Annotated in this window: 22 protein-coding genes and 1 other RNA gene; 8 read left to right on the forward strand and 15 right to left on the reverse strand. The window is 66.6% G+C overall.

What is annotated here, in order from left to right; genetic code table 11:
* Positions 1-14: 14 nt before the first annotated feature.
* Positions 15-1,214 carry an MFS transporter gene (locus tag N5J29_RS12315; RefSeq protein WP_164152967.1) on the reverse strand — a complete coding sequence of 400 codons (1,200 nt, stop codon included), beginning with the start codon at positions 1,212-1,214 and terminating at the stop codon, positions 15-17.
* Positions 1,215-1,286: 72 nt separating this feature from the next.
* On the opposite strand from N5J29_RS12315, the gene N5J29_RS12320 reads away from it, so the two are divergent.
* Complete coding sequence (locus tag N5J29_RS12320) at positions 1,287-2,084, forward strand: helix-turn-helix transcriptional regulator (RefSeq protein ID WP_164152968.1); 798 nt, start codon at positions 1,287-1,289, stop codon at positions 2,082-2,084.
* 61 nt (positions 2,085-2,145) lie between these two features.
* Here the strand turns inward: N5J29_RS12320 and dnaJ are convergent, their stop codons facing one another.
* From dnaJ to hrcA, 4 genes are all read right to left on the reverse strand, one after another.
* Positions 2,146-3,270, reverse strand: coding sequence for a molecular chaperone DnaJ (gene dnaJ, locus N5J29_RS12325; protein ID WP_053519713.1), 1,125 nt, complete (start codon positions 3,268-3,270; stop codon positions 2,146-2,148).
* A gap of 153 nt (positions 3,271-3,423) precedes the next feature.
* Positions 3,424-5,346 (reverse strand): molecular chaperone DnaK, encoded by a 1,923-nt coding sequence (gene dnaK, locus N5J29_RS12330; RefSeq protein WP_053519712.1) that lies wholly within the window; start codon positions 5,344-5,346, stop codon positions 3,424-3,426.
* Positions 5,347-5,552: 206 nt separating this feature from the next.
* Positions 5,553-6,068, reverse strand: coding sequence for a nucleotide exchange factor GrpE (gene grpE, locus N5J29_RS12335; protein WP_053519711.1), 516 nt, complete (start codon positions 6,066-6,068; stop codon positions 5,553-5,555).
* A gap of 63 nt (positions 6,069-6,131) precedes the next feature.
* Positions 6,132-7,196, reverse strand: a complete 1,065-nt coding sequence (gene hrcA / locus N5J29_RS12340; protein ID WP_164152969.1) for a heat-inducible transcriptional repressor HrcA — start codon at positions 7,194-7,196, stop codon at positions 6,132-6,134.
* Between the two features lie 114 nt (positions 7,197-7,310).
* Between hrcA and recN the strand changes: the two genes are divergently transcribed.
* On the forward strand, positions 7,311-8,972 hold the full coding sequence (gene recN, locus N5J29_RS12345; RefSeq protein ID WP_053519709.1) for a DNA repair protein RecN: 1,662 nt from the start codon (positions 7,311-7,313) through the stop codon (positions 8,970-8,972).
* Positions 8,973-9,015: 43 nt separating this feature from the next.
* On the opposite strand, the gene N5J29_RS12350 is transcribed toward recN, so the two are convergent.
* Positions 9,016-9,933, reverse strand: a complete 918-nt coding sequence (locus N5J29_RS12350) for a LysR family transcriptional regulator (protein WP_065181303.1) — start codon at positions 9,931-9,933, stop codon at positions 9,016-9,018.
* Positions 9,934-10,030: 97 nt separating this feature from the next.
* Between N5J29_RS12350 and N5J29_RS12355 the strand changes: the two genes are divergently transcribed.
* Positions 10,031-11,284, forward strand: a complete 1,254-nt coding sequence (locus N5J29_RS12355) for an SGNH/GDSL hydrolase family protein (protein ID WP_164152970.1) — start codon at positions 10,031-10,033, stop codon at positions 11,282-11,284.
* Between the two features lie 55 nt (positions 11,285-11,339).
* Here the strand turns inward: N5J29_RS12355 and fur are convergent, their stop codons facing one another.
* A complete protein-coding gene (fur, locus tag N5J29_RS12360; protein WP_053519706.1) occupies positions 11,340-11,747 on the reverse strand; it encodes a ferric iron uptake transcriptional regulator in 408 nt (135 codons plus the stop codon).
* Positions 11,748-11,850: 103 nt separating this feature from the next.
* Between fur and bamE the strand changes: the two genes are divergently transcribed.
* The gene (gene bamE / locus N5J29_RS12365; protein ID WP_053519705.1) at positions 11,851-12,243 is read left to right on the forward strand and encodes an outer membrane protein assembly factor BamE; all 393 of its coding nucleotides are present in this window, start codon (positions 11,851-11,853) and stop codon (positions 12,241-12,243) included.
* A 36-nt stretch (positions 12,244-12,279) separates the two neighbouring features.
* Here bamE and N5J29_RS12370 read toward each other — a convergent pair whose 3' ends face one another.
* Together N5J29_RS12370 and N5J29_RS12375 are read right to left on the reverse strand one after the other, a co-directional pair.
* Complete coding sequence (locus N5J29_RS12370) at positions 12,280-12,537, reverse strand: RnfH family protein (protein WP_053519704.1); 258 nt, start codon at positions 12,535-12,537, stop codon at positions 12,280-12,282.
* Between the two features lie 3 nt (positions 12,538-12,540).
* Positions 12,541-12,966 carry a type II toxin-antitoxin system RatA family toxin gene (locus tag N5J29_RS12375; protein ID WP_053519703.1) on the reverse strand — a complete coding sequence of 142 codons (426 nt, stop codon included), beginning with the start codon at positions 12,964-12,966 and terminating at the stop codon, positions 12,541-12,543.
* A gap of 57 nt (positions 12,967-13,023) precedes the next feature.
* Here N5J29_RS12375 and smpB point away from each other — a divergent pair, with 57 nt between their 5' ends.
* Positions 13,024-13,527, forward strand: coding sequence for an SsrA-binding protein SmpB (gene smpB / locus N5J29_RS12380; protein WP_019661238.1), 504 nt, complete (start codon positions 13,024-13,026; stop codon positions 13,525-13,527).
* 51 nt (positions 13,528-13,578) lie between these two features.
* On the opposite strand, the gene N5J29_RS12385 is transcribed toward smpB, so the two are convergent.
* Positions 13,579-14,151 (reverse strand): hypothetical protein, encoded by a 573-nt coding sequence (locus N5J29_RS12385; RefSeq protein ID WP_053519702.1) that lies wholly within the window; start codon positions 14,149-14,151, stop codon positions 13,579-13,581.
* A gap of 229 nt (positions 14,152-14,380) precedes the next feature.
* Here N5J29_RS12385 and ssrA point away from each other — a divergent pair.
* Positions 14,381-14,734, forward strand: a transfer-messenger RNA (tmRNA) gene (gene ssrA, locus N5J29_RS12390).
* Positions 14,735-14,839: 105 nt separating this feature from the next.
* Positions 14,840-16,105, forward strand: a complete 1,266-nt coding sequence (locus tag N5J29_RS12395) for an integrase arm-type DNA-binding domain-containing protein (protein WP_279924431.1) — start codon at positions 14,840-14,842, stop codon at positions 16,103-16,105.
* Between the two features lie 4 nt (positions 16,106-16,109).
* On the opposite strand, the gene N5J29_RS12400 is transcribed toward N5J29_RS12395, so the two are convergent.
* Complete coding sequence (locus N5J29_RS12400) at positions 16,110-16,619, reverse strand: hypothetical protein (protein WP_279924432.1); 510 nt, start codon at positions 16,617-16,619, stop codon at positions 16,110-16,112.
* A gap of 109 nt (positions 16,620-16,728) precedes the next feature.
* Between N5J29_RS12400 and N5J29_RS12405 the strand changes: the two genes are divergently transcribed.
* Positions 16,729-17,394, forward strand: a complete 666-nt coding sequence (locus tag N5J29_RS12405) for an SOS response-associated peptidase (protein WP_279924364.1) — start codon at positions 16,729-16,731, stop codon at positions 17,392-17,394.
* Here N5J29_RS12405 and N5J29_RS12410 read toward each other — a convergent pair.
* From N5J29_RS12410 to N5J29_RS12425, 4 genes are read right to left on the reverse strand one after another with little or no spacing between them, the layout of a single operon-like run.
* Entirely contained in the window at positions 17,391-18,101 is a 711-nt protein-coding gene (locus N5J29_RS12410; protein WP_279924365.1) for a hypothetical protein, read from the reverse strand. The two genes, N5J29_RS12405 and N5J29_RS12410, sit on opposite strands and share 4 nt — an antisense overlap.
* Positions 18,098-20,038, reverse strand: coding sequence for a sialate O-acetylesterase (locus N5J29_RS12415; protein WP_279924366.1), 1,941 nt, complete (start codon positions 20,036-20,038; stop codon positions 18,098-18,100). Before N5J29_RS12415 ends, N5J29_RS12410 begins: the two co-directional genes overlap by 4 nt.
* Positions 20,039-20,041: 3 nt before the next feature.
* Positions 20,042-20,740: a DUF2612 domain-containing protein gene (locus N5J29_RS12420; RefSeq protein WP_053517539.1), complete on the reverse strand. Its 699-nt coding sequence runs from the start codon at positions 20,738-20,740 to the stop codon at positions 20,042-20,044.
* Positions 20,740-22,197 (reverse strand): baseplate J/gp47 family protein, encoded by a 1,458-nt coding sequence (locus tag N5J29_RS12425; RefSeq protein ID WP_279924367.1) that lies wholly within the window; start codon positions 22,195-22,197, stop codon positions 20,740-20,742. The genes N5J29_RS12420 and N5J29_RS12425 overlap by 1 nt, the downstream gene beginning before the upstream one ends.
* Between the last annotated feature and the right edge of the window lies 1 nt (position 22,198).

Below are 22,198 nucleotides of genomic sequence, written 5' to 3' on the forward strand. Positions count from 1 at the left end.
AAACCCACCCTCCCTCAGTGAGCAGCAGGCCGCGACGGCGGCAGCCATGCCGCCACGATGCCGAGCAGCGGCAGGAACGCCGTCAGGTGATAGACGTATTCGATGCTGGTCCTGTCCGCCAGCAGGCCCAGCACCGCCGCGCCCAGGCCGCCCATGCCGAACGCAAAACCGAAGAACAGGCCCGACACCATGCCGATCCGGTGCGGCATCATCTCCTGCGCGTAGACCACGATGGCAGAGAAGGCAGACGACAACACGAAACCGATCAGCACCGCCAGCACCGTGGTCCACAGCAGATCCGCATGCGGCAACGCCAGTGCGAACGGCGCCACGCCCAGGATCGAGGTCCAGATGATCGGCTTGCGGCCGATGCGATCGCCCAGCGGACCGCCCAGAAAGCCACCCGCCGCCGAAGCCACCAGGAACGCGAACAGATGCAGCTGCGCCTGCGCCACCGGAATGCCGAAATGGTGGATCAGGTAGAAGGTGAAGTAGCTGCCGATGCTGGCCATGTAGAAGTACTTGCTGAAGATCAGCACCAGCAGGATCGCCAGCACCTTGGCCACGGTGCGCGGAGGATGCCGCGACGCCACCGCCGCCACGCCGGCCGGGCGGGGTGCGCCCAGGTGCAGCGCATACCAGCGGCTCACATAGGTCAGCAGGGCGATGCCGACCAGCGCAGCACCGGCAAACCATGAGGCCGCATGCTGGCCGTACGGCACGATCACGGCGGCGGCAATCAGCGGCCCCAGCGCGGTACCGAAGTTGCCGCCGACCTGGAACACCGACTGTGCGAAGCCATGGCGCCCGCCGGACGCCAGCCGTGCGATGCGCGACGCTTCCGGGTGGAAGATCGCCGATCCGATGCCGACCAGCGCGGCGGCCATCAGGACCATCGCATAGTTCGGCGCGAAGCCGAGCAGCAGCATCCCGCACAGCGTCGAGGCCATGCCGATCGGCAACGAGTACGGCGCTGGATGGCGGTCGGTATGCATCCCCACCAGCGGTTGGAAGATCGACGCGGTGAGCTGGTAGGTCAGCGTGATCAGGCCGATCTGGGTGAAACTGAGATTGAAGCCGCCCTTGATGACCGGATAGATCGCCAGGATCAGCGACTGCATCATGTCGTTGACGACATGCGAGGTGGAAATGGCAGCCAATACACCGGGCGCCACCGGGCGGGAGGTCGTTGCAGGGGAAGCCAGAGTCGACATGGACGCAGTCAGATTTGGGGGCGGTTCCGCATGCTACGGTTGCCTTCCCCTCCCTTCTGCCGCGTTCGGGTCATGGCCTATCGCAAAAAGGACATTGGCGGTGACGTCGATCCGGCTGCGCCGTGGCGCGATGTGCCGCTGCATCGCCCGGTCACCTACCGGGTTACCCAGTACCCGGCCGGCACCCATATCGCAGGCCACAAGCACCAGCGCCACCAGCTGGTCTATGCCATCTCCGGGCTGATGGTGGTGCGCTCGGAAGTCGGTCGCTGGGTCGTGCCCTCCACCCGTGCGATCTGGATGCCGGCCGGCATGGTGCATGCGGTGGACTGCATTGCCGCCGTGCACATGCGCAGCCTGTACATCGACCCGTCATTCGCCCCGCAACTGCCGGCCGAACCGTTCGCGGTACAGGTGGCACCGCTGCTGCGCGAACTGCTGCAGGCAGCCACCCTGATCAAGGGCGAGCACATCGAAGACAGCCGCGATGGCCGCGTGGTGCGCCTTCTGCTGGACGAGCTGCATCGCATGGACGTATTGCCGCTGCACCTGCCCGCGCCTGCCGATCCGCGCCTGCAGCGGATCTGCCGGCACCTGCAGAAGCACCCCGGCGATGACGCCACGCTGCAGGACTGGGCGCAGGCACTGGAAGTGGATGTGAAAACCATCCAGCGCCACTTCGCCAACGAACTGGGCATGACCTTCGGCCAGTGGCGGCAGCAGGCGCGGCTGCTGGCGGCAATGGAACGGCTGGCGACCGGCGAGAAGGTCATCGATGTCGCACTGGCGATGGGCTACGACAGCCCCAGCGCGTTCACCAGCATGTTCAAGCGCCAGCTGGGGCAGACCCCGGCGGCGTTCTTCCGCTGACCCCATGCACAGAAACGCCGGGCATGGCCCGGCGCTACCGTTCAACGCTTGCGTTGAAAATTCAGGACGTCATCCGGTCCCAGAAGCCCTTCACGCCGTCCATGAAGGTGGCGGACTTCGGCGAGTGCTTGCGCGCTTCCTCACCGACGAAGGTGGCCTCGAACTGCTCCAGCAGCCTGCGCTGGTCGTTGGTCAGGTTGACCGGCGTCTCGACCACCACGCGGCAATACAGATCGCCCTCGCTGCGGCTGCGCACCGAACGCACGCCCTTGCCGCGCAGGCGGAACAGTTTGCCGGTCTGGGTCTCTGCCGGAATGCGGATCTCCGCTTCGCCGCCCAGCGTCGCCACGCGCACGGTATCGCCGAGCGCCGCCTGCGAGATGCGGATCGGCACTTCACAATGCAGATCGTCGCCATCGCGCTGGAAGATGGGGTGCTCGCGCACGCGCACTTCCACGTACAGGTCGCCCGGCGGCGTGCCGGCCGGCCCCGCTTCGCCCTCGCCAGCCAGGCGGATGCGATCGCCGGTGTCGACGCCCGCCGGCACCTTCACCGACAGCACCTTGTCTTCCTCGACACGGCCATTGCCGTGGCAGGTCTTGCAGGGCTTGGCAATGATCTGGCCGCGGCCGCCGCAGTTGTGGCAGGCCTGCTGCATGGCGAAGATGCCGCGCTGGATGCGCACCTGGCCGCGGCCGTGGCAGACGTTGCAGGTCTCCACCTTGCCATCTTCCGAGCCGCTGCCATCGCAATCGCCGCATTCGGCCAGGGTCGGGATCTCGATGCGGCGCTCGACGCCACGCACCGCTTCTTCCAGGTCCAGCTCCATCACGTAACCGATGTCGGCACCGCGGCGTGCCTGGCGCGGGCCGCCGCCGGCACCACCGAAGATGTTGCCGAAGATGTCGCCGAAGATATCGTTCATGTCCGGACCACCCGGACCGCCCCCGCCCATGCCGTGCTCGAACGCGGCATGACCGTGGCTGTCATACATCCGGCGCTTGTTGCCGTCGGACAGCACCTCGTAGGCTTCCTTGCACTCCTTGAAGGAGGCTTCGGCGGCCGCATCACCCGGATTTCGGTCCGGATGGAACTTCATCGCGCAGCGGCGGTAAGCCTTCTTCAGCTCTTCTTCGTTGGCGGTGCGGGCCACGCCCAGCACTTCGTAGTAATCGCGCTTGCTCATATCGTGAATCGGCTTCCGGAATGTCGGGATTCGTCAAAACGGAAGAGCGGAACCAGGTCCGCTCTTGCGTCGGGCGCCCCGACGCGCCGGAGGCGGTCAGGACCCTGATGCGACAACGGGACGCTGCCAGGCAGCGTCCCGCGTCGGTCCGGATCAGGACTTCTTGTCGTCCTTGACTTCGGTGAACTCGGCGTCCACCACGTCGTCGTTGCCCTTGCCCGCATTGCCGGCATCGGCGCCCGGGGCACCGCCCTGCTCTGCCGACGCTGCGGCGAACAGCGACTGGCCGGCTTCCTCCAGCACCTTCGACTTGGCTTCGATCTGTGCCTTGTCGTCGCCCTTCATCGCGGTTTCAAGATCGGCCAGAGCCGCTTCAACCTTGCCGATGACATCGCCGCCGACCTTGCTGCCGTGCTCGGTGATGGCGCTGCGGGTGCCGTGGATCAGGGCATCGGCCTGGTTGCGGGCCTGCACCAGCTCCTGAAACTTCTTGTCTTCTTCGCGGTTGGCTTCCGCGTCGGCGACCATGCGCGCGATCTCTTCCTCGGACAGGCCCGAGCCGGCCTTGATCTCGACCTTCTGTTCCTTGTTGGTCTTCTTGTCCTTGGCCGACACATGCAGGATGCCGTTGGCGTCGATGTCGAAGGACACTTCCACCTGCGGCAGGCCACGCGGCGCCGGCTCGATGCCGGACAGGTCGAACTTGGCCAGCGACTTGTTGAAGCGGGCCTGTTCGCGCTCACCCTGCAGCACGTGCACGGTCACGGCCGACTGGTTGTCCTCGGCGGTGGAGAACACCTGCGAGGCCTTGGTCGGGATGGTGGTGTTCTTCTCGATGATCTTGGTGAACACGCCGCCCATGGTTTCGATGCCCAGCGACAGCGGGGTCACGTCCAGCAGCAGCACGTCCTTGACGTCGCCGCCCAGCACGCCACCCTGGATCGCCGCACCCAGTGCCACGGCTTCGTCCGGGTTGACGTCCTTGCGCGGCTCCTTGCCGAAGAACTCGGTCACCGCCTGCTGCACCTTCGGCATGCGGGTCTGGCCGCCGACCAGGATCACTTCGCTGATGTCGCTCGAACGCAGGCCGGCATCGTTCAGGGCGACGCGGCACGGCTCGATCGACTTCTTGATCAGGTCTTCCACCAGCGCTTCCAGCTTGGCGCGGGTCAGCTTGATGTTCAGGTGCTTCGGACCCGACGCGTCAGCGGTGACGTACGGCAGGTTCACTTCGGTCTGCTGGGCGCTGGACAGCTCGATCTTGGCACGCTCGGCAGCGTCCTTCAGGCGCTGCAGGGCCAGCGGATCCTTGCGCAGGTCGATGCCCTGGTCCTTGTTGAACTCTTCCACCAGGTACTCGATGACGCGGTTGTCGAAGTCTTCGCCGCCCAGGAAGGTGTCGCCGTTGGTGGCCAGCACTTCAAACTGCTTCTCGCCGTCGACGTTGGCGATCTCGATCACCGAGACGTCGAAGGTACCGCCGCCCAGGTCGTACACAACGATCTTGCGATCCTTGTTGTCGCCCTTGTCCAGGCCATAGGCCAGCGCGGCCGCGGTCGGCTCGTTGATGATGCGCTTGACGTCCAGGCCCGCGATGCGGCCAGCATCCTTGGTGGCCTGGCGCTGGCTGTCGTTGAAGTAGGCCGGCACGGTGATGACCGCTTCGGTGACCTTCTCACCGAGGAAGTCCTCGGCGGTCTTCTTCATCTTCTCCAGTACCTTGGCCGAGATTTCCTGAGGCGCCATCTTCTTGGCGTCGCTGGTCGCCACCCACGCATCACCATTGTCATGGGCGAGGATGCTGTACGGGACGTGGGCGATGTCCTTCTGCACCTCGGCGTCGGTGAACTTGCGGCCGATCAGGCGCTTCACCGCGTAGAAGGTGTTCTTCGGGTTGGTCACCGCCTGGCGCTTGGCCGAGGCACCGACCAGGACTTCGCCGTCCTTGGTGTAGGCGACGATCGACGGGGTGGTGCGATCGCCTTCCGAATTCTCGATGACGCGGGCCTTGCCGCCGTCCATGATCGCCACGCACGAGTTGGTGGTGCCGAGGTCGATACCAATGATCTTGCCCATGGGGGAGACTCCTGAGAAATGCTGTGTGGATGTCAGTCCGGCCGCTCGGCCGGTGGATGAATGGGATGTGGGGGAGGCTCGTGGAACATTCAAGCCATCTCCCGAACGCTGTGTTCAGCCGTTCAAGGTTCGCCGGGCATGGCCCGGCGATGACGATCCGGGGGTAGCGCCGGGCCATGCCCGGCGGCCGCTCCCGGATGGACCGCTCAGTCGGCGGCCACCACCACCAGCGCCGGCCGCAGCAGGCGCTCGTTGAGCAGATAGCCCTTCTGGAACACGGTCACCACGCTGCCCGGGGCGGCGTCCGGGGCCGGCACCTGGCTGATCGCCTGGTGGTGCTCCGGGTTGAACGGCTGGCCGGTCGGGTCAATCAGGACCAGGCCGTTGTCGGCGGCGACCTTCAGCAGCTGCTTGTAGGTCAGCTCCAGGCCCTCGCGCAGCGGGTGCGGGTCGTCGCCGGCGGCCTTCAGGCCGGCATCCAGGCTGTCGAACACGGGCAGCAGCTCGCCCAGCAGCTTCTCGTTGGCGAACTTGCGGGCCTGCTCGATGTCGCGGGCCACGCGCTTGCGCTGGTTCTCCAGGTCGGCGCGCTCACGCAGCGCATCGGCCCTGACCTGCTCGACTTCCGCGCGCAGGCGCTCCACTTCGTCATTGACGCCTGCTGCGGCGGCCGCGTCGGCGGCGCTCTGCTGGGATTCGAAATCTGGATGTTCGTGGTTCATGTCTGGGTCCCTGGCGGTCACTCCCCGCCTCCACCCACCCTAGTGTGGGCGGGATGCTGCGTTTCAAGCGTCCGCGGCACCGGATCCGCGTCCGGTCGGTGAAAAGGCCGCCCCCAGCATGTCGGCGGTGGCCTGTACCAGCGGGATCATGCGGTCGTAGGCCATCCGCTTCGGCCCGATCACCCCCAGCACGCCCAGCACCTGCCCGTTGGCCGCATACGGGGCGGTCACCAGCGAAACGCCCTGCAGCGGCATCATCCCGGTCTCTTCGCCGATGAAGATGCGCACGCCCGGGGCCTGGATGGTCCGCTCCAGCAGCTGCAGGATCTCGCGCTTGCTGGAAAACAGCTCGAACAGTTCACGCAGGCGCTCCAGGTCGGACAGGTCCTGGACCCCCATCAGGCGGGTCTGGCCCGCCACCAGCATGTCGTCGGCCGCGGGCTGCAGGGCCTGCTCGGCCAGTTCGATGCTGTGCGCCAGCAGCTGCTCCAGCTCGGAGCGGGCATCGCGCAGCTCCAGCAGCAGGCGCGCCCGGATCTCCGCCAGCGGCAGCCCGGCGAAATGGGCGTTGAGGTAATTGGCGACCTGCTCCAGCTGGCCCGGCGCGAAGTCCTGGCGGGTTTCGATCACCCGGTTCTGGACCTCGTTGTCGGCGAACACCAGGATCGCCAGCACCCGGCGGCCGTCCAGCGCCACGAAATCGATCTGGCGGAAGGCGAACTGCTCGCGCCGCGGCGCGCTGACCACGCCGACGAAGTGGCTCATCGCCGACAGCAGCTCGGAGGCACTGCCGAGCAGGGCCTGGGTGCTGCCGCCACCGGCCAGTTCCTGGCGCAAGCGGGCCAGCTCGCCCTCGCCCGGCGGCTGCATCTGCAGCAGGCTGTCGACAAACACCCGGTAGCCATGCGCGGTCGGGATCCGCCCGGCGGAGGTATGCGGCGACGCCAGCAGGCCCAGGTCCTCCAGGTCGCCGAGGATGTTGCGGATGGTGGCCGGGCTGACTTCCAGCCCGGCCACGCGCGCCAGCGTCTGCGAGCCCACGGGCTCACCATCCTGGATGTGGCGCGCGATCAGCGTGCGCAGCAGATGGCGCGCGCGCGGGGCGAGTTGGTCGGCGGAACCGTGCATGGAATCAACCTGTGAGACACGGAGACTAGATAATGGCGCCGGATCACCTTGGCAAGCCATTGGACCGCCCGCGTGCGCGTGCTAGCGTTGCGCGGCTCAGCTACCCCCAGACCCATGCTCAGACACCTATCGATCAAGGATTTCGCCGTCGTCCGCGCCACCGAACTTGAATTCGGGCCTGGCATGACCGTGGTTTCAGGCGAGACCGGCGCCGGCAAGTCGCTGATGGTCGACGCGCTGGGCTTCCTGTCCGGCCTGCGCGCCGACAGCGGCGTGGTCCGCCACGGTGCCGCCCGCGCCGAGCTGTCGGCCGAGTTCGCGCTGGAGCATCTGCAGGCCGCACGCCAGTGGCTGGCCGACAACGAGCTGGACGATGAGGACCAGTGCCAGCTGCGCCGCGTGATCCGCGCCGACGGCGGTTCGCGGGCCTGGATCAACGGCCGCCCGGTCACCCTCGCCCAGCTGGGCGAACTGGCCGCGCTGCTGGTGGAAATCCACGGCCAGCATGAACAGCAGGCCCTGCTGGCGCGTCCTTCCCAGCTGGCCCTGCTTGATGCCTATGCCGGCAACGAGGAAGAGCGCCGTCAGGTCCGCCGCGCCGCAGCCGCCTGGCAGGCACTGGTCGATGAATCCCTGGCGCTGTCGCAACAGGGCGACGTCAGTGACCGTATCGGTTTCCTCGAGCATCAGCTGCGCGAACTGGACCGTGAGGATCTGGAGCCCGAATCGATCCTCGCGCTGGGCGCCAGCCATCGGCGCCAGGCCCATGCCAGCGCGCTGCTGACCGCCTGCCAGGCCGCCAGCAACCAGCTCAACGGCGACGAGGGCAGCTCGGCGCTGGATCAGCTGCAGCAGGTGCGGCACGAACTGGCCCGGCTGATCGAACACGACCCGCGCCTGGGCGAGGTGGACAGCCTGATCGAAAACGCGTCGATCCAGCTGCACGAAGCCCTGTCCCTGCTCGACCGCGTGCACGACGACCTGGATGCCGACCCCGAGCAGTTCGAGGAGAACGAGCGCCGTCTCGGCCGCCTGCACGACCTTGCGCGCAAGCATCGCGTGCCGATGGACGAACTGGGCGCGCAGCGCGAGCGCATGCATGCCGAAGTGGAGCAGCTGCGCGGCGCCGACGAACGGCTGCAGCGCCTGGCCGGCGAGATCGACAAGGCCGCGGCCGCCTGGCGGGTGCAGGCCGAAGCACTGACCGCAAGCCGGCGCAGTGCGGCGGCCGCGCTGTCGACCACCACCACCGGCATCATCGCCGAGCTGGGCATGGGCGGTGGCCAGTTCCTGATCGAGCTGGAACCCCAGGACGGCGGCAAGCCCGACCCGCAGGGCGCCGAACGCGTGGAGTTCCTGGTCGCGGCCAATGCCGGTCAACCACCACGCGCCCTGCGCAAGGTGGCCTCGGGTGGCGAACTGTCGCGCATCTCGCTGGCAATCGAAGTGGCCGCGCTCGACCTGGACGCCGTGCCGACCATGGTGTTCGACGAAGTCGACTCGGGCATCGGTGGCGCGGTGGCCGACATCGTCGGCCAGAAACTGCGCGCCCTTGGCGAGAAGCGCCAGGTGCTGTGCGTGACCCACCTGCCGCAGGTCGCGTCCAAGGGCCATGCCCACTACCGGGTCAGCAAGGCACCGGTGGAAGGCATGACCCAGAGTGCGGTGGAGAAGCTGGACCTCAAGGCACGCGAGGAAGAACTGGCACGCATGCTCGGTGGCGTCGAAGTGAGCAAGGAAGCGCGCGCGGCCGCCCGCAAGCTGCTGCAGGTCTGACGCCGGCGGCGTCGAGCGACGCCCGGTCCGTCCCACCGCAGGTTCACCCCAGCGGCCGCGCCAGATCCACCTTTTCCACCAGGAAATCCAGGAACGCACGCACCCGCAGCGGCAGATAGCCACCCTGCCCCAGGAATACCGCGTGCACCTCTTCCAGATCGCCGGGATTGGCCTCTTCCAGCACCGGCAGCAGCCGCCCGGCCGCTATGTCGTCCCTGACCTGGAACGCGGCCAGCCGGGCCAGCCCGAGCCCTCCCAGCACCAGCTGCCGCAGGGCATCGCCGTTGCTGGCGCGCGCATTGCCGCTGGTGGGCACGCGCAGCACCTGGCCGCCCTGCAGCAGCGGCCACCCCTGCATCGCCCGCGCATGGCCGATGTCCAGCCGGTTGTGCGTCTGCAGGTCGTCGACGTTGCCAGGCAGACCGTGTCGCTGCGCATAGCCGGGTGAGGCCACGATCATCATCCGCGTCGCCCCCAACCGTCGTGCCACCAGGCTGGAACTCTTCAGCGGACCGGCCCGCACGGCCACATCGGTGCGCTGCTCGAGCAGATCGATCACTTCATCGGTCAGGGTCAGGTCCACCCCCACCTGCGGGTGCTGCTGCAGGAACATGGGCAGCAACGGCAGCAGGAAATGCTGGCCGAAGGGCACGTTGGCATTCACCCGCAGCCGCCCGCGCGGTTCGGCATGCGCGCTCGCACAGCGCTCGGCCTCTTCCAGGTCAGCAAGCACGCGCAGCCCGCGCTCATAGAAGGCGCAGCCCTCCGGGGTCAGCTGCAGCTGGCGGGTGGATCGCTGCAGCAGGCGCGTGCCCAGCCGCTGCTCCAGCCGCGCCACCAGCTTGCTGACCGCCGAGGGCGTCATGTCCAGGCTGCGGGCCGCCGCAGAGAATCCGCCGGTTTCGATCACCCTCACGAACACTTCCAGCTCGCCGGAGCGATTGATGTCGGGTCGCGGCATGGTGATGAATCCAGTTCACAGATGATTATCCAGGCGCAGTCTAGTTCACAGAAAGCGGCAGGGACACCATGGCCCCTCCTTCCGACGGACCCTTCCGATGAACCGCCTGAGCACGTTGACCACCGCTGCCCTGCTCACCCTGTCCGCAGCAGCCAGCGCCACGGCCGCCCCTCCCCGGCACTGGGTGGCCAGCTGGCAAGCCAGTCCACAACCGGTTTGGCAGGCAGACTTCCTGTTTCCGACGCTGATCCCCGCAGAGCTGGCCGACCAGACCTTCCGCCAGACCGTCCGCATCAGCCTGGGCGGCTCGCGCCTGCGTGTCCGCTTGAGCAACGCCTACGGGACACAGCCACTGCGGGTGGGCCGGGCCACCCTGGCGGCACATCCGGGCGAGGTGCCGCAGGCGCTGACCTTCGATGGCCAGCCCGGCGTGCTGATCGCGCCTGGCCAGGACCGGCTCAGCGACGCGCTGCCACTGCCCACGCGCAACCTGCAGTCGCTGCAGGTCAGCATCCATCTGCCACAGCCCACGCCGCTGCGGACGTTCCACTGGGAGGGCCGGCAGACCAGTTGGATCGCGCCGGGTGACCAGAGCCTGGCTGCGGACCTGGACGGGGCCCGCAGCACCACGGCCCGCCTGCTGCTGTCCGGCATCGACGTCGAAACCGCAGCCCGCGCGCGCAGCGTGGTGGTGATCGGCGACTCGATCACCGATGGCGCAACGGCCAGCCTCGACCAGGACCAGCGCTGGACCGACCATCTCGCCGCACGGCTGGCACCGCAGGGAATCGCAGTGGTCAACGCCGGCATCTCCGGCGGACGCCTGCTGCGCGACGGCATGGGGGAATCCGCCCTGGCCCGCGTCCCGCGCGATGTCCTCGACCAGCCCGGTGTCGCCAGTGTGATCGTGCTGATCGGCATCAACGACATCAGCTGGCCGGGCACAGCGTTCGCGCGCGGCCAGGACCGGCCCGGGCTCGCCGAACTGCAGGCCGGCTATCGCAGCCTGGCCGGACAGGCCCATCGCCATGGACTGCGCATTGTCGGCGCAACCCTGCCGCCGTTCGCCGGTGCCCTGCCCGGCACCCCGCTGGACGACTACTACCAGCCGGACAAGGACACACTGCGCCAGCAGCTCAATGCCTGGCTGCGGCAGGACAGCCCATTCGATGCGGTGATCGACCTGGATGCAGTGCTGCGCGACCCCGCCGATCCCTCACGGATGGCCGCCGCCTACGATTCAGGCGACCATCTGCATCCGGGCGATGCCGGCAACCGGGCCATGGCCGAGGCCGTGGATCTGCGGATGCTGATGCCGCCATCGCACCCGGCGGTCACTCCGCCGCGCTGACGAAAAACCCCGGGCCCAGCCCGGGGTCTCGTCGCAACCGGCACGCAGGGGGTGCCTATCTGCGCTTCTTGCGCACGTACAGCACCAGCGAGTGTTCTTCCAGCTCATAGCCGTGATCGGCCGCGATCTTGCGCTGCAGTTCCTCGATCTCGGTACTTTCGAACTCGATGATCTTGCCGCTGTCCACATCGACCATGTGATCGTGATGGCCGCCGCGGTCCAGTTCATAGACGGCCTGGCCGCCTTCGAAATTGTGCTTGAGCACGAGGCCGGCAGCCTCGAACTGGGTCAGTACCCGGTACACCGTGGCCAGGCCGATCTCGTCACCATGCTCCAGCAGCTGGCGGTAGATGTCTTCGGCGGTCATGTGGTGCTGGGCAGTGCGCTGCTCGAGCAGCGCCAGGATCCGCATCCGTGGATGGGTTACCTTCAGGCCGACTTTACGCAGGTCGTGGGTTTCCATAGGTCTCCGTTCATTGGCGATTTAGCGCCAGCTGCCTCGGATTGGGTCGCGGTGGCACGCCGGGAGTGTATCATCGGTTCGATTTCCCCAACCGCCAGTCCCGATGCGCAATCTCCTGTTGGTCGCCGCCGTCGCCCTGTCCACCACCGGGTGCGGCATCATCTACAAGCAACCCATCTATCAGGGCAACCTGATCCGGGAAGATGCCGTGGCCAAGCTGCAGGTCGGGCAAAGCAAGCAGCAGGTGAACGCGCTGCTGGGCACGCCCTCCGTGCCGGACCCGTTCCATGCCCAGCGCTGGGACTACACCTCCAGCCAGCGGGTCGACCGTCTCGGCCGCACGGAAGTGAAGAACTTCACCGTGTATTTCGAGAACGACGCCGTGACGCGCTGGGAGGGTGACTATTTCCCGGCCAACGACAAGGCGCTGGCCCAGCAGACCGTCCGCCAGTTCGGCCGCAACCTGCCGAAGGACAAGAAGAAGAAGGGCCGCTGAGGCCGCCGGCCCGTTCCGACGGACGGGCCCTGGCCCTCAACCGCCGAGCGCGCGACGCCGGCGGTTGTCCTTGGGATCGGCCTGCAGCGGGCGCAGCAGTTCGACCCGGTCCCCATCCAGCAGTGCCTGCTGCGGGCGGGCCAGCACACCATGCACGGCGGCAGCCGGGCAGCCGGCACTGCCCTCAAGAGCGGCAGCGGCGATCGCATCGGCAACCGTGGCGCCCTCTTCCAGCTGCAACCGGCGTGACAGCACCCGCTGCGGCCAAGCAAGCACCACCTCGACCTCGATCATCGCTCAGTCCTCGTCGGCGACCCGGACGAAATCGTTGACCATGCGATCGGCCAGACCCTGGAAGCCGATCGCCAGCGCCGGGCCCAGCAGCCGTGAGCTGGGTTCGAATTCCAGGGTCAGCGTCACCTTGCAGGCGTCTTCGGCCAGCGCGTGGAATTCCCAACGGCCATGAAGCTGCTTGAAGGGACCGTCGCGCAGCTGCATGTCGATGCTGTGCGGGCGCTGCAGGGTGTTCTCGGTCTGGAACCAGGTACTGAACGAACCCAGGCCCAGGTCCAGACGCGCCACCAGCCGGTCCTCGCCCTGCTCCAGGATGCGGGCATCGGAGCACCAGCGGAAGCGGCGCGGATAAGCCTGGACGTCGTTGACCAGGTCGAACATGCGCGCGGCCGAATGTTCGACCAGGGCGCTGCGGCGGATAGTAGGCATGTATACGGGACGTTTCGGCAATCGACCGGGCGGGCCCGAATCGGAGACAATACGGAAATGAGCAAGAACAGCGGCAAGGATAAAGCAAAGAGCGCGACGGCCAACAAAACCATCGCGCTGAACAAGCGTGCCCGCCACGAGTACCACATCGAAGAGCGCTTCGAGGCCGGGCTCGCCCTGCAGGGCTGGGAGGTCAAGTCGATCCGGGCGGGGCGCGGCAACATCATCGACGCCTACGCTTACGTGAAGCGTGGCGAGATCTACCTGATCGGCGCACAGATCACTCCGTTGATCCAGGCCTCCACCCACGTGGTGGCCGAGGATCGGCGCGAGCGCAAGCTGCTGCTGCACCGGAACGAGATCGACAAGCTGATCGGCAAGGTCGAGCGTGATGGCTATACGATCGTGCCGACCGCGATGTACTGGAGCAAGAACAAGATCAAGCTCGAGATCGCGCTGGCCAAGGGCAAGCAGAACCACGACAAGCGCGATGCGGCCAAGGATCGCGACTGGGCGATCGAGAAGCAGCGGGTGATGCGGCGCGGCAACCGCGACGCCTGAGGCAGGCCCCGCCGCCATGTGGCGCCGGGCGATGCCCGGCGGCCCGGGCCATCAACCGGCCAGCATGCCCTGCCCGCGCGCGCGCGGCGCCAGGGCCGCGTGCATCACGGCCAGGTGCATCACCACCGCCAGTTCCGGCGCGTGGCGGTCATCGCCCGCCCGCCACTGCTGGGCGAGCTGGGCTGCATCGGCCGGCAGCAGGGCCAGCAGCTGCGTATCGTCGAGGGCATCGGCTGCACCCTGCAGCTGGCGCGCCAGCTGCCGCGACTGCCACACGTGAACGCCGATGCTGAGGCTGGCCAATGTCATCAAGGTCAGCGCCAGGCCGTGCTCGAACCACTGCGCCAGCACGTCCGGCCCCCACAGCAACGCCGCCAGTACCGCCAGCGCCGGCAGCCGCCAGCCCAGCCAATGGGTGCGCCCACGCTGCGGCCAATGCACCACCACTGCGCTGGCGACCAGCGCCACCGCTGCGGTGGCCGGCAGTTCGGTCAGCCAGGTCGCCGCCAGCAGCACCGCCAGCAGCGCCCAGACCCAACCGGGAGGCAACGCCCGTCGCTGATAGTCGGCCCCGACCGGGCCCACCAGCTGGCGCAGGCTGCGCTGTTGCATCGCGTCGGTCACCCACAGTCTCCCGTTTCTGTCCTGCCCTGGATGGTCACGACCAGTGTGTCGCAAATCCGTGCCGGAGACGTTAGCAATCCGCTATGACACAGGCAGTACAACATGTTGCGGATTGACCGGCCGCGCGAGGTGACTGTTCAGCTGTTTTGCCGTAGCATGACAACCGTTGGGCAGGCCCTGCCCGTGGTGACACGGAATCGGCCCTGTACCTTGCAGCACTGTAGAAACCGGGGGTGCATTGGTTTCGACGGGGGTTGTGAAGTCGCCTGGCGCATGCCGAGGGGGTAGCTTTCCTCGTAAATCCAGCTGCAAAACTCTAGTTGCCAACGACGACAACTACGCTCTGGCCGCTTAAGGCCTAAGCCTCGAAACCGCTTGTGTCCATGCTCGCGGTGTAGAGTCACTATCATGGAATCGCGCTGGACGGCTGCCTGTCAGTCCGGCACTAGAACACAACAGGCTGGTTCCCGGATGCGCTTTGCACGCCGTGCTGTTCGGGGACGAGATTCAACGGCGAGCTAAGCATGTAGTGCTGGGGATGGAGTGCCTTCGGACGGCGGTTCAATTCCGCCCACCTCCACCAACGAACGGTCCGCCAAGGACCGGAGAAGCCCGGAAACCCCCGCATCACAAGGGTTTCCGGGCTTTTTTATTGTCCGCAGCAGACCGGGGCAATCCGTTTCAATCCATGAGACGGTGGGGGTATATCAAGGGGTATCCGACCGCACCCACTGAAGCGATACCCCCAATGCCTCTGACCGACGCAGCCATCAGGCGCGCCAAGCCAAGCGACAAGCCGCAGAAGATCACCGACGGCGGCGGCCTGTACCTCTATCTCACCCCGACCGGCGCGCGCAGCTGGCGCTGGAAGTACCGCATCGCCGGCAAGGAAAAGCTGCTGTCGATCGGCCTGTACCCGGATGTTTCATTGGCCCGCGCCCGCGAGGCCCGCGACGAAGCCCGCCGGCTGTTGGCCCGAGGCGTCGACCCGGGCGCGCAGAAGAAGGCTGCTGCCCTCGCCCAATCCGCCCTGGGCTCGGACAGCTTCGAGACCATCGCCAATGAGTGGCTGGCCGCGCGCCCTTGGGTGCCCAGCTATGCGGAGAAGGTCAAAGCATGGATGAAGAACGACGTGTACCCGTGGATCGGGTCACGCTCTGTGGCCGACCTCACCGCGCCAGACTTCCTCCGGGTGGCCCGGCGCATCGAGGAACGCGGCGCGATCGAATCCGCGCACCGGATCATGCAGAACTGCGGCCAGATCATGCGGTACGCCGTGGCCACTGGCCGCGCGGAGCGAAACCCGGTTGCCGACCTGAAGGGAGCGCTCGCGCCGCCGAAGGAGGCCCACCATGCGGCGATTACCGACCCCGTGCAGCTGGGTGGCCTGCTGCGCTCCATAGAGGCGTACAGCGGATCTGCCATCACCCGTTCGGCGCTGCGGCTGGCGCCGCTGGTGTTCCTGCGTCCTGGCGAACTGCGGCATGCGGAATGGGAGGAATTCGACCTCGACGCGGCCGTGTGGACCATCCCCGCCAGCAAGATGAAGATGCGTGCTGCCCATCTGGTGCCGCTGTCCAGACAGGCGCTGCAGATCTTGGAGGACATCAAGCCGATCACCGGCCGGCACAAGTGGGTGTTCTCTGGAGCCCGCGATGCCAAACGCCCGATGTCGGAGAACGCCGTTACCGCAGCGCTGCGCAACATGGGCTACGACCGCACGATGATGACCGGCCACGGCTTCCGCGCGACGGCTCGCACCATTCTGGACGAGGTCCTGCACTTCCGCCCGGACATCATCGAGCACCAGCTTGCTCACGCGGTGAAGGATCCGAATGGCCGGGCCTACAACCGCACATCTCACCTGCAGGAGCGCGTGCGGATGATGCAGGTCTGGGCGGATTACCTCGATGGCCTGCGCGATGGGAACGTCGTGCAGTTGCGGACAGGCTGAGGAATCAGACTCCGCGCCGCAGCTGCTCCAGCGCCGCCCTTACCCGGGCCTTCTGGGGATCCCTTGCCCTGGGCTTGGTCGCTGCCGGTGGCTTGCGCGGCTCCAGCGCTTCCTTGATCCGTGTCAGATCCAGCGCCCCAGACTCAGCCAGGCGGCGCGCCTGTTGCTGCTGCGCACGCGTTGGCGGTAGGCCGGGCAGTGGCGGCGGCAGTTGGATCGGGGTGCTGTCGGTCAGCCGGGCGACGGCCTCGCGCAGGGGAAGGTCGGGATAGAGCCTGGCCGCGCACCAGCGCTCGGCGTACCGCTTCGCCTGCCGGACGCTCGCCGCGCGCACTTCCTTCACTTCCCAAAACTTTTGGCCTTCCAGCCATAGGCGCACCCCCGGACCGCCATCGAGTTCGACGCCGGCCGTCTCCCGGCCGTTGTACCAGAGCGCCCAGCGCTCGCCGGTCTGGACCCAGCCGGACGGAACTGGGGCGGTGCGGAAACCGTGGTGGCCGGGGGAAGGAAGCATGGCCGGAAGGATACGACCGGTGGTCGCAGATCCTGCGAACGCGGCCAGCATCTGCCTGAATCGTTCGGGATCACGCTCCGGCCACAGCCTCCCGGTCTACCCTCCGGCCATGTGCGGTCGATTCGTCCAGCTCCCCGTCGGCAACTTCGGACAGGCCGAGCTGGCTGACCTTGCCCCGGGCCTGGCCGAGATCCAGCCCAGCTACAACCTCGCCCCGACACAGCGGGCGTCGGTGATCCTGGACCGCGGCGAAGGCCGGCAGGTCACCCGGCTGGCGTGGGGCCTGCTGCCGTTCTGGGCCAAGGCCAAGGGCCTGCAGGGATCGACCATCAACGCCCGCATCGAGACCGTGGCCACCAAGCCGGCATTCCGCACGGCGTTTAAGAAGCGCCGATGCGTCATCCCAATGGCCGGCTACTACGAGTGGTCGGTCAGCCCGATCGACGGGAAGAAGGATCCGTGGTTCATCCACGCGGCCGAGCCGCTTCTGGCTGCCGGGCTGTGGGAGGACAGCAGCCCGCTGCTGCCCGACGGCAACCTGGGAACCTTCACCGTCATCACCGGGGACAGTAGCGGCGTGTCGGCCGACATCCACGACCGCATGCCGGTGTGGCTGCTGGCCAGCCAGATCGATGAGTGGATGGCAGCCAGCCCCGACGATGCGATGGCGATGCTACTGGCCAGCGAGCCCCCATCCATGGAGGCCTATCGCGTCAGCCGCGCGGTGAACACGCCGCGGAACAACTCGGCCACCCTTCTGGATGCGCTCGCTTAGAGTACGACCAGGCCGCGCGCCGCCACCCGGGCGGCCATCTCATTCACGGCCGTGGTCAGCTCGTCCATGCTGGATGGGCGTGGCAGGTACTGGTATTCGGCAAACGACACGGGCCGCAGGTATCCCGCCGTGCTGTAGCCGTTGTTGCCGAGCGTGCGCTTGACGCCCGGGCGCACCGTCTTGGTGCCCGCCGCGTCGATGGGTGCGCCGCCGCCATGGACGATCACCTTCCGCCCCTCCGAAGAGAACGACACACCGATGATCATCATGGTGGTGGCCGCAATGGTCGGGATGGATACATCGGTGTTCGGGAAGCCAACGGCGATGCTGCGGATGTTCTGCCCATTGGTGACGATGCCATCGCCGCGGTTCACGCCCTCGTCGGCGCCCACCGACCCGGCCACGAACATCAGCGAGGATGCGCCGCGCGCCACGGCATAGACCTCGGTGAAGCTGGCCGAGTCGGCGAATGGGGTGATCAGGCCCGCGCCAAGCTCCTCCGCCGTCGTCACGCGGTTGGCATCGAAGGTGGGGGCGGTGCCCGTAAAGGTCAGCGCCCTGCCCTTGTTCGAGATCAACGACGCCGCGCTGCCGCCGAACACCCAACGCTCAGCGACCTCGGGGAAGACGCGTGCCAGCGACGCACTGTAGTCGGGGCCGGTGGCATCCGGCACTTCAAAATCAAGCTGATTGACGAGGATCTTCATTGCGCAGGGGTTCCCGTTTTGAGGTTGGTGACGGCGGAATAGCAGTGGGGCATGACATACGGCAGCGGGTACTCCACGCCTCCGTACCAGTAGGTGTCGGCGGTGCTGTCCACGAGGTTGCCGGTACGAACGTTCGCCCCCCAGTCGGAGGTAGCTGCCCGGTGATCCAACGCGTAGCGGACCTCCAGCACGTCGGAATCGGCCAGGCCCAGGCCGCTCACGTCGAATACCAGGTCGGCGCCATCGATCCACCAGACGTAGCTGGCGCTGGCAGCCCGGGTTCCGTTGACGATCAGGGCAACCCCTGAGTTCTCCGTTGCCGGGAAGTCGGTGGCAATACGCAGCGGCGGTTGCGGCACATCGAAGGACCAGCGAATGGTGTTTCCCCGACGAACGGCACCCTTCGGCCAGATGCGTCGCGGCTCGATCCCCTGCAGCACCTGGTGCAGGGCGCGGCCGAATCGACGGCCCATCTTGTGGTAGCTGGCACCAGTGAGGTGGGTGCCATCGCTTGGCTTCAGGTCGTAGATCGCGGTGACATGGTAGAGGCCAGGGATATCGCGCTGCATCTCGAACTGCACACGGGCAATGGCCCGGGGCGTCTGGTAGGAAAGCCACGGAATCGAGTGGCCGACGTTGGCATAGGCGTCGGTGTCCGCGATCAGCTGCGCCATGGCGGCCTTGTAGGCGGCCGCAGCCGCGGGATCGGTCGCTGCCGACCCATCTGCCTCACCCTGCATCCAGAGCACGGCTGGAACATCCCAGCCTTCGCTTGCCTCCGTAGCGCGCGCACGCGACTCGTCCAACTGGTCGCGCAGCACCTGCGACCACCAACTGGAGAACGACAGATCGGCCAAGCTATAACCGCCCTTGCCGGCCGTGCTGGCGAACAGCAACGGCGGGGTATTGCCGGCATCGTAGAACCGCTCGATCACCTCATGCGCGGTCGCCATCAGGCCCGACTCGCCGTTGGTAGTCTCGCCCTCCGCCTGATTGGACAGGTTGTCCTCCACCAGCAGCTTGCGCGTGCCTGTGCCCGGCAGGTTCGCCGTAGATCCCGGCTTGGTTGAGCGCACGCCCTGCCCAAACGTCAGTGCCTGGGTATAGAAGGCGTTCGTGCTGAACTGCACGCCAGCTGCACCAATAGCCAGCGACTGGCCATACTGCTGAATATGCAGGCGTACCGACAGACTCAATACCTTGTAGTCGGCTGGAAGCGGCGTGTCCACGTAAAGGCTCACCGCCACCGAAGAGCCGCCACCCTGGTCCGGCCAGAACTTCCCCGTTGCCAGGTCATACCCGCAGACGCCGCGCTTCCGCGAGTCAAGCAGGAAGGGGATCTTGATTCCCGCCTCCACCTCAACGGCGCCCAAATCCTCCGCCTGAAACAAAGCGGCGGTGGCGGCAGGATTGGGAGTTGCCGTAACACCCGTGAGCGTGAGGTCCGAAGTCTCAATGCCGGCAATTCCCTTGCCCGTATTATCAAGGACAAGAGGGATCTCCGTTCCCACCTCTACTTCGACCATGCCGTGCATCTGACTGAACCGTCCTTCGTTGAGTTGCTGCTCGGTCTCCACCACCGACTTGTCGGCCTTCTGCGTCAGCACGTCAGCGCGAAGGAACTGCCAAGCAGCGCCATCCCACCGGTACTGCCCGGCCCCCTCGCCGTTGGTCACGAAGGCGCCCTGCCCCTCATAGGTGCCCACCAGGGCCTGAAGGTCCGCAAGCGTATCGGCGTAGATCGCGCTGGTCTGCTGGCCAGCCTTGAGCGCCTCCACATCGGCGGGAATACCGGAGGCATCCAACTGCGTCCCCACGAAGCTGGCCAGCACACTCGCTGGCGCCTGGGCGTTCCGCCCCCCTTCCATCACCGCCAGCTTCGTGGCGCTGCTGATGGCGCCAATGTCTTGGTACTGACTGAGCTCTTTCTCTGCCACGGTTTACCCCTTTCCGATAAGTTGATAGCCGTCGTGGCCAAGCAGCCATGCACCGTCGTCGCCGATCAGCAGCTGCAGGTTGTTGCCGGGCTCGAACTCGAAGGGTTCGTCCGGTTCATAGGTCCGAAACTCCAGGGCGACGCCGGCGGCAGATGGCACCCATTGCCCAACGTTGCCGAGGAAGAAGTCGTCCTCAGTAGGCTTACGACCGATGTGGATGCGGATACGCGCGGTCCCGATGTCTTCCACTGCGATCCGCGTCACGTCGAACAAGACCCTCAGTGCAGCTTCGATCTGCGGCGCAGTACCGAAGCCGCTGTCTACCAGCACCTTCCAGCGCAGCAAACGCCTGTAGTTGTCGTCATCCAGCGTCGAACCACCGGTGTAGAGTCCCGAGCCGCTCCGGTACATCGGAAACTCGCCGAAGCCACCAATGTTCGGCTGTCCCTGGAAGCCGAAGTGCCAGATGGCTCGCGTGTTGCTGATCTGCCTTGGCCGGTCCAACAACTCGCCCAGGCCATCCAACTGCCGACCCACAGCAGTATCCAGCCACCGGTCGTCCCGCAGCTGCCTGAGCGCTCCTTGCAGCGTTGTCATCGGCTGGACCAGCGCCAGCACCAGCGAGCGCAGCCGCTGTGACTGTTGGAACTGTGCCGTCCAGTTCGACCACGCAATGGAACCATGGTCCTGCTGAAGGTCCATCAGGTCACCTCAATGCGCGAGGGGTCAAACATCGCCCGCTGCTGCGGCTGAATCGTGATGTTCTCGGCCTGATATGCGCCGGGCGCCGGCTGAACTGCCGGACTGGACGACGTGGCAAACAGCAACGTCGCGTAGGCCACTCCAGGTACGCCGTAGACGGGACGATAGAACGACTGCCACACCACGTCGTCTCCGATGCTCAGCTGCCCGCCAAAGGCGGCCAGGCCAGCGGCGACGTCGTTCAGGCCTGCGTCCGGGAACGCCTGTTCCTGCGGGTCAAGCAGGGTGATAGATGCCTTGATCCATACGTAGACCGGCACAGGTCGGTCGAACCGAATGACGGCTTGCAGCCCGGAAGCGGTCTCCACCGGAACAGCGAACGCGCCATGTGTAGCGATTCCGGCCGCCTTGGAATCTCGGATCGCCTCAGCAATCTCAAGGTCCAGTCCACCCTCCACGATGACGTGCACCGAGTGCGGCGGCCTGCCTGCCATGTCCGCGTAGTCGCTGGTGTTCTCATACGCGACGACATTGGTAACGCCGGCGGCGTCTGCGCGCACCCGTGCAGCGATTGCCGGGAGGGTGGCCCCTCCCATCCGGTACAAGCCTTTGCCATACCGATTGCGCAGAGAGGAATCGCTTTCCGCTGGAGCCCCTGCTGCAGCCGGCGACGGGTTGTTTACCGACGCCCATCCGGCTACCGCTGTGTCGATCACAGTCAGCGTTCCCGGATCAGCTCCCAACGTCGATGGCTGAAGCGTCTCAGCCAAGGCAGGACTGCCCAGGATGCTCACCCTCAGGTTCGGCGTGAAGCCGAGAGGGAATCCTGTTCCATCAGCGGCGATCAGTCGCAGCTGTGCTCCATCTACCGACGTCGCAACGGTGGAATCGGTGATGGCCATGGCCAGTCCGTTGAGGATCTGTGCCTCGGTGGCCCCGGCCGCCGCGTTGTAGGTGTATCCGACGCCGTCGATGTAGACCGTATAGGCCTGCGCAACAGGCGGGCCGCTCAAGCTGACCGTAGCGTCGGCGGTGTTGGACCTGGTGATCCTACCCTCCTGCGCCAGACCCCACTGCTCGCCGCTGGCCGCACTCCGGATACGACTGCCGGCCGGAACCACGGTGCCTCCCTCCCCATAGAGCACCACATACCCACGCGAGGGGGTGGCGCTCTCTCGCTCAGCCCCAGTCAGGGAGACCGCATTGTCCAAGTTCACGCCGCTCGCCGAGCTCGGGTAGGTTGCGCCATATATCCCCTCGGACAGTTCCCAGAGAGCCGCCTCGCGCTCGGCGAACGTATCGATCAGAATCCCCATCACCGAGTCGGGTCGCGTCTCGATGTCGCCGGAGAGTCCGGCCGCCTGCAAGTTGTTCCGCAGCGCTGCAATGATTTCGGGCCGGATATCCGCCAGACGCTTGCGGATGAACCCGGCCGGGGTCACGCCGAATTCGGCCATG

Source organism: Stenotrophomonas sp. GD03680 (assembly GCF_029844625.1).
In the GTDB taxonomy this organism is placed as follows: Bacteria; Pseudomonadota; Gammaproteobacteria; order Xanthomonadales; family Xanthomonadaceae; genus Stenotrophomonas; species Stenotrophomonas maltophilia_P.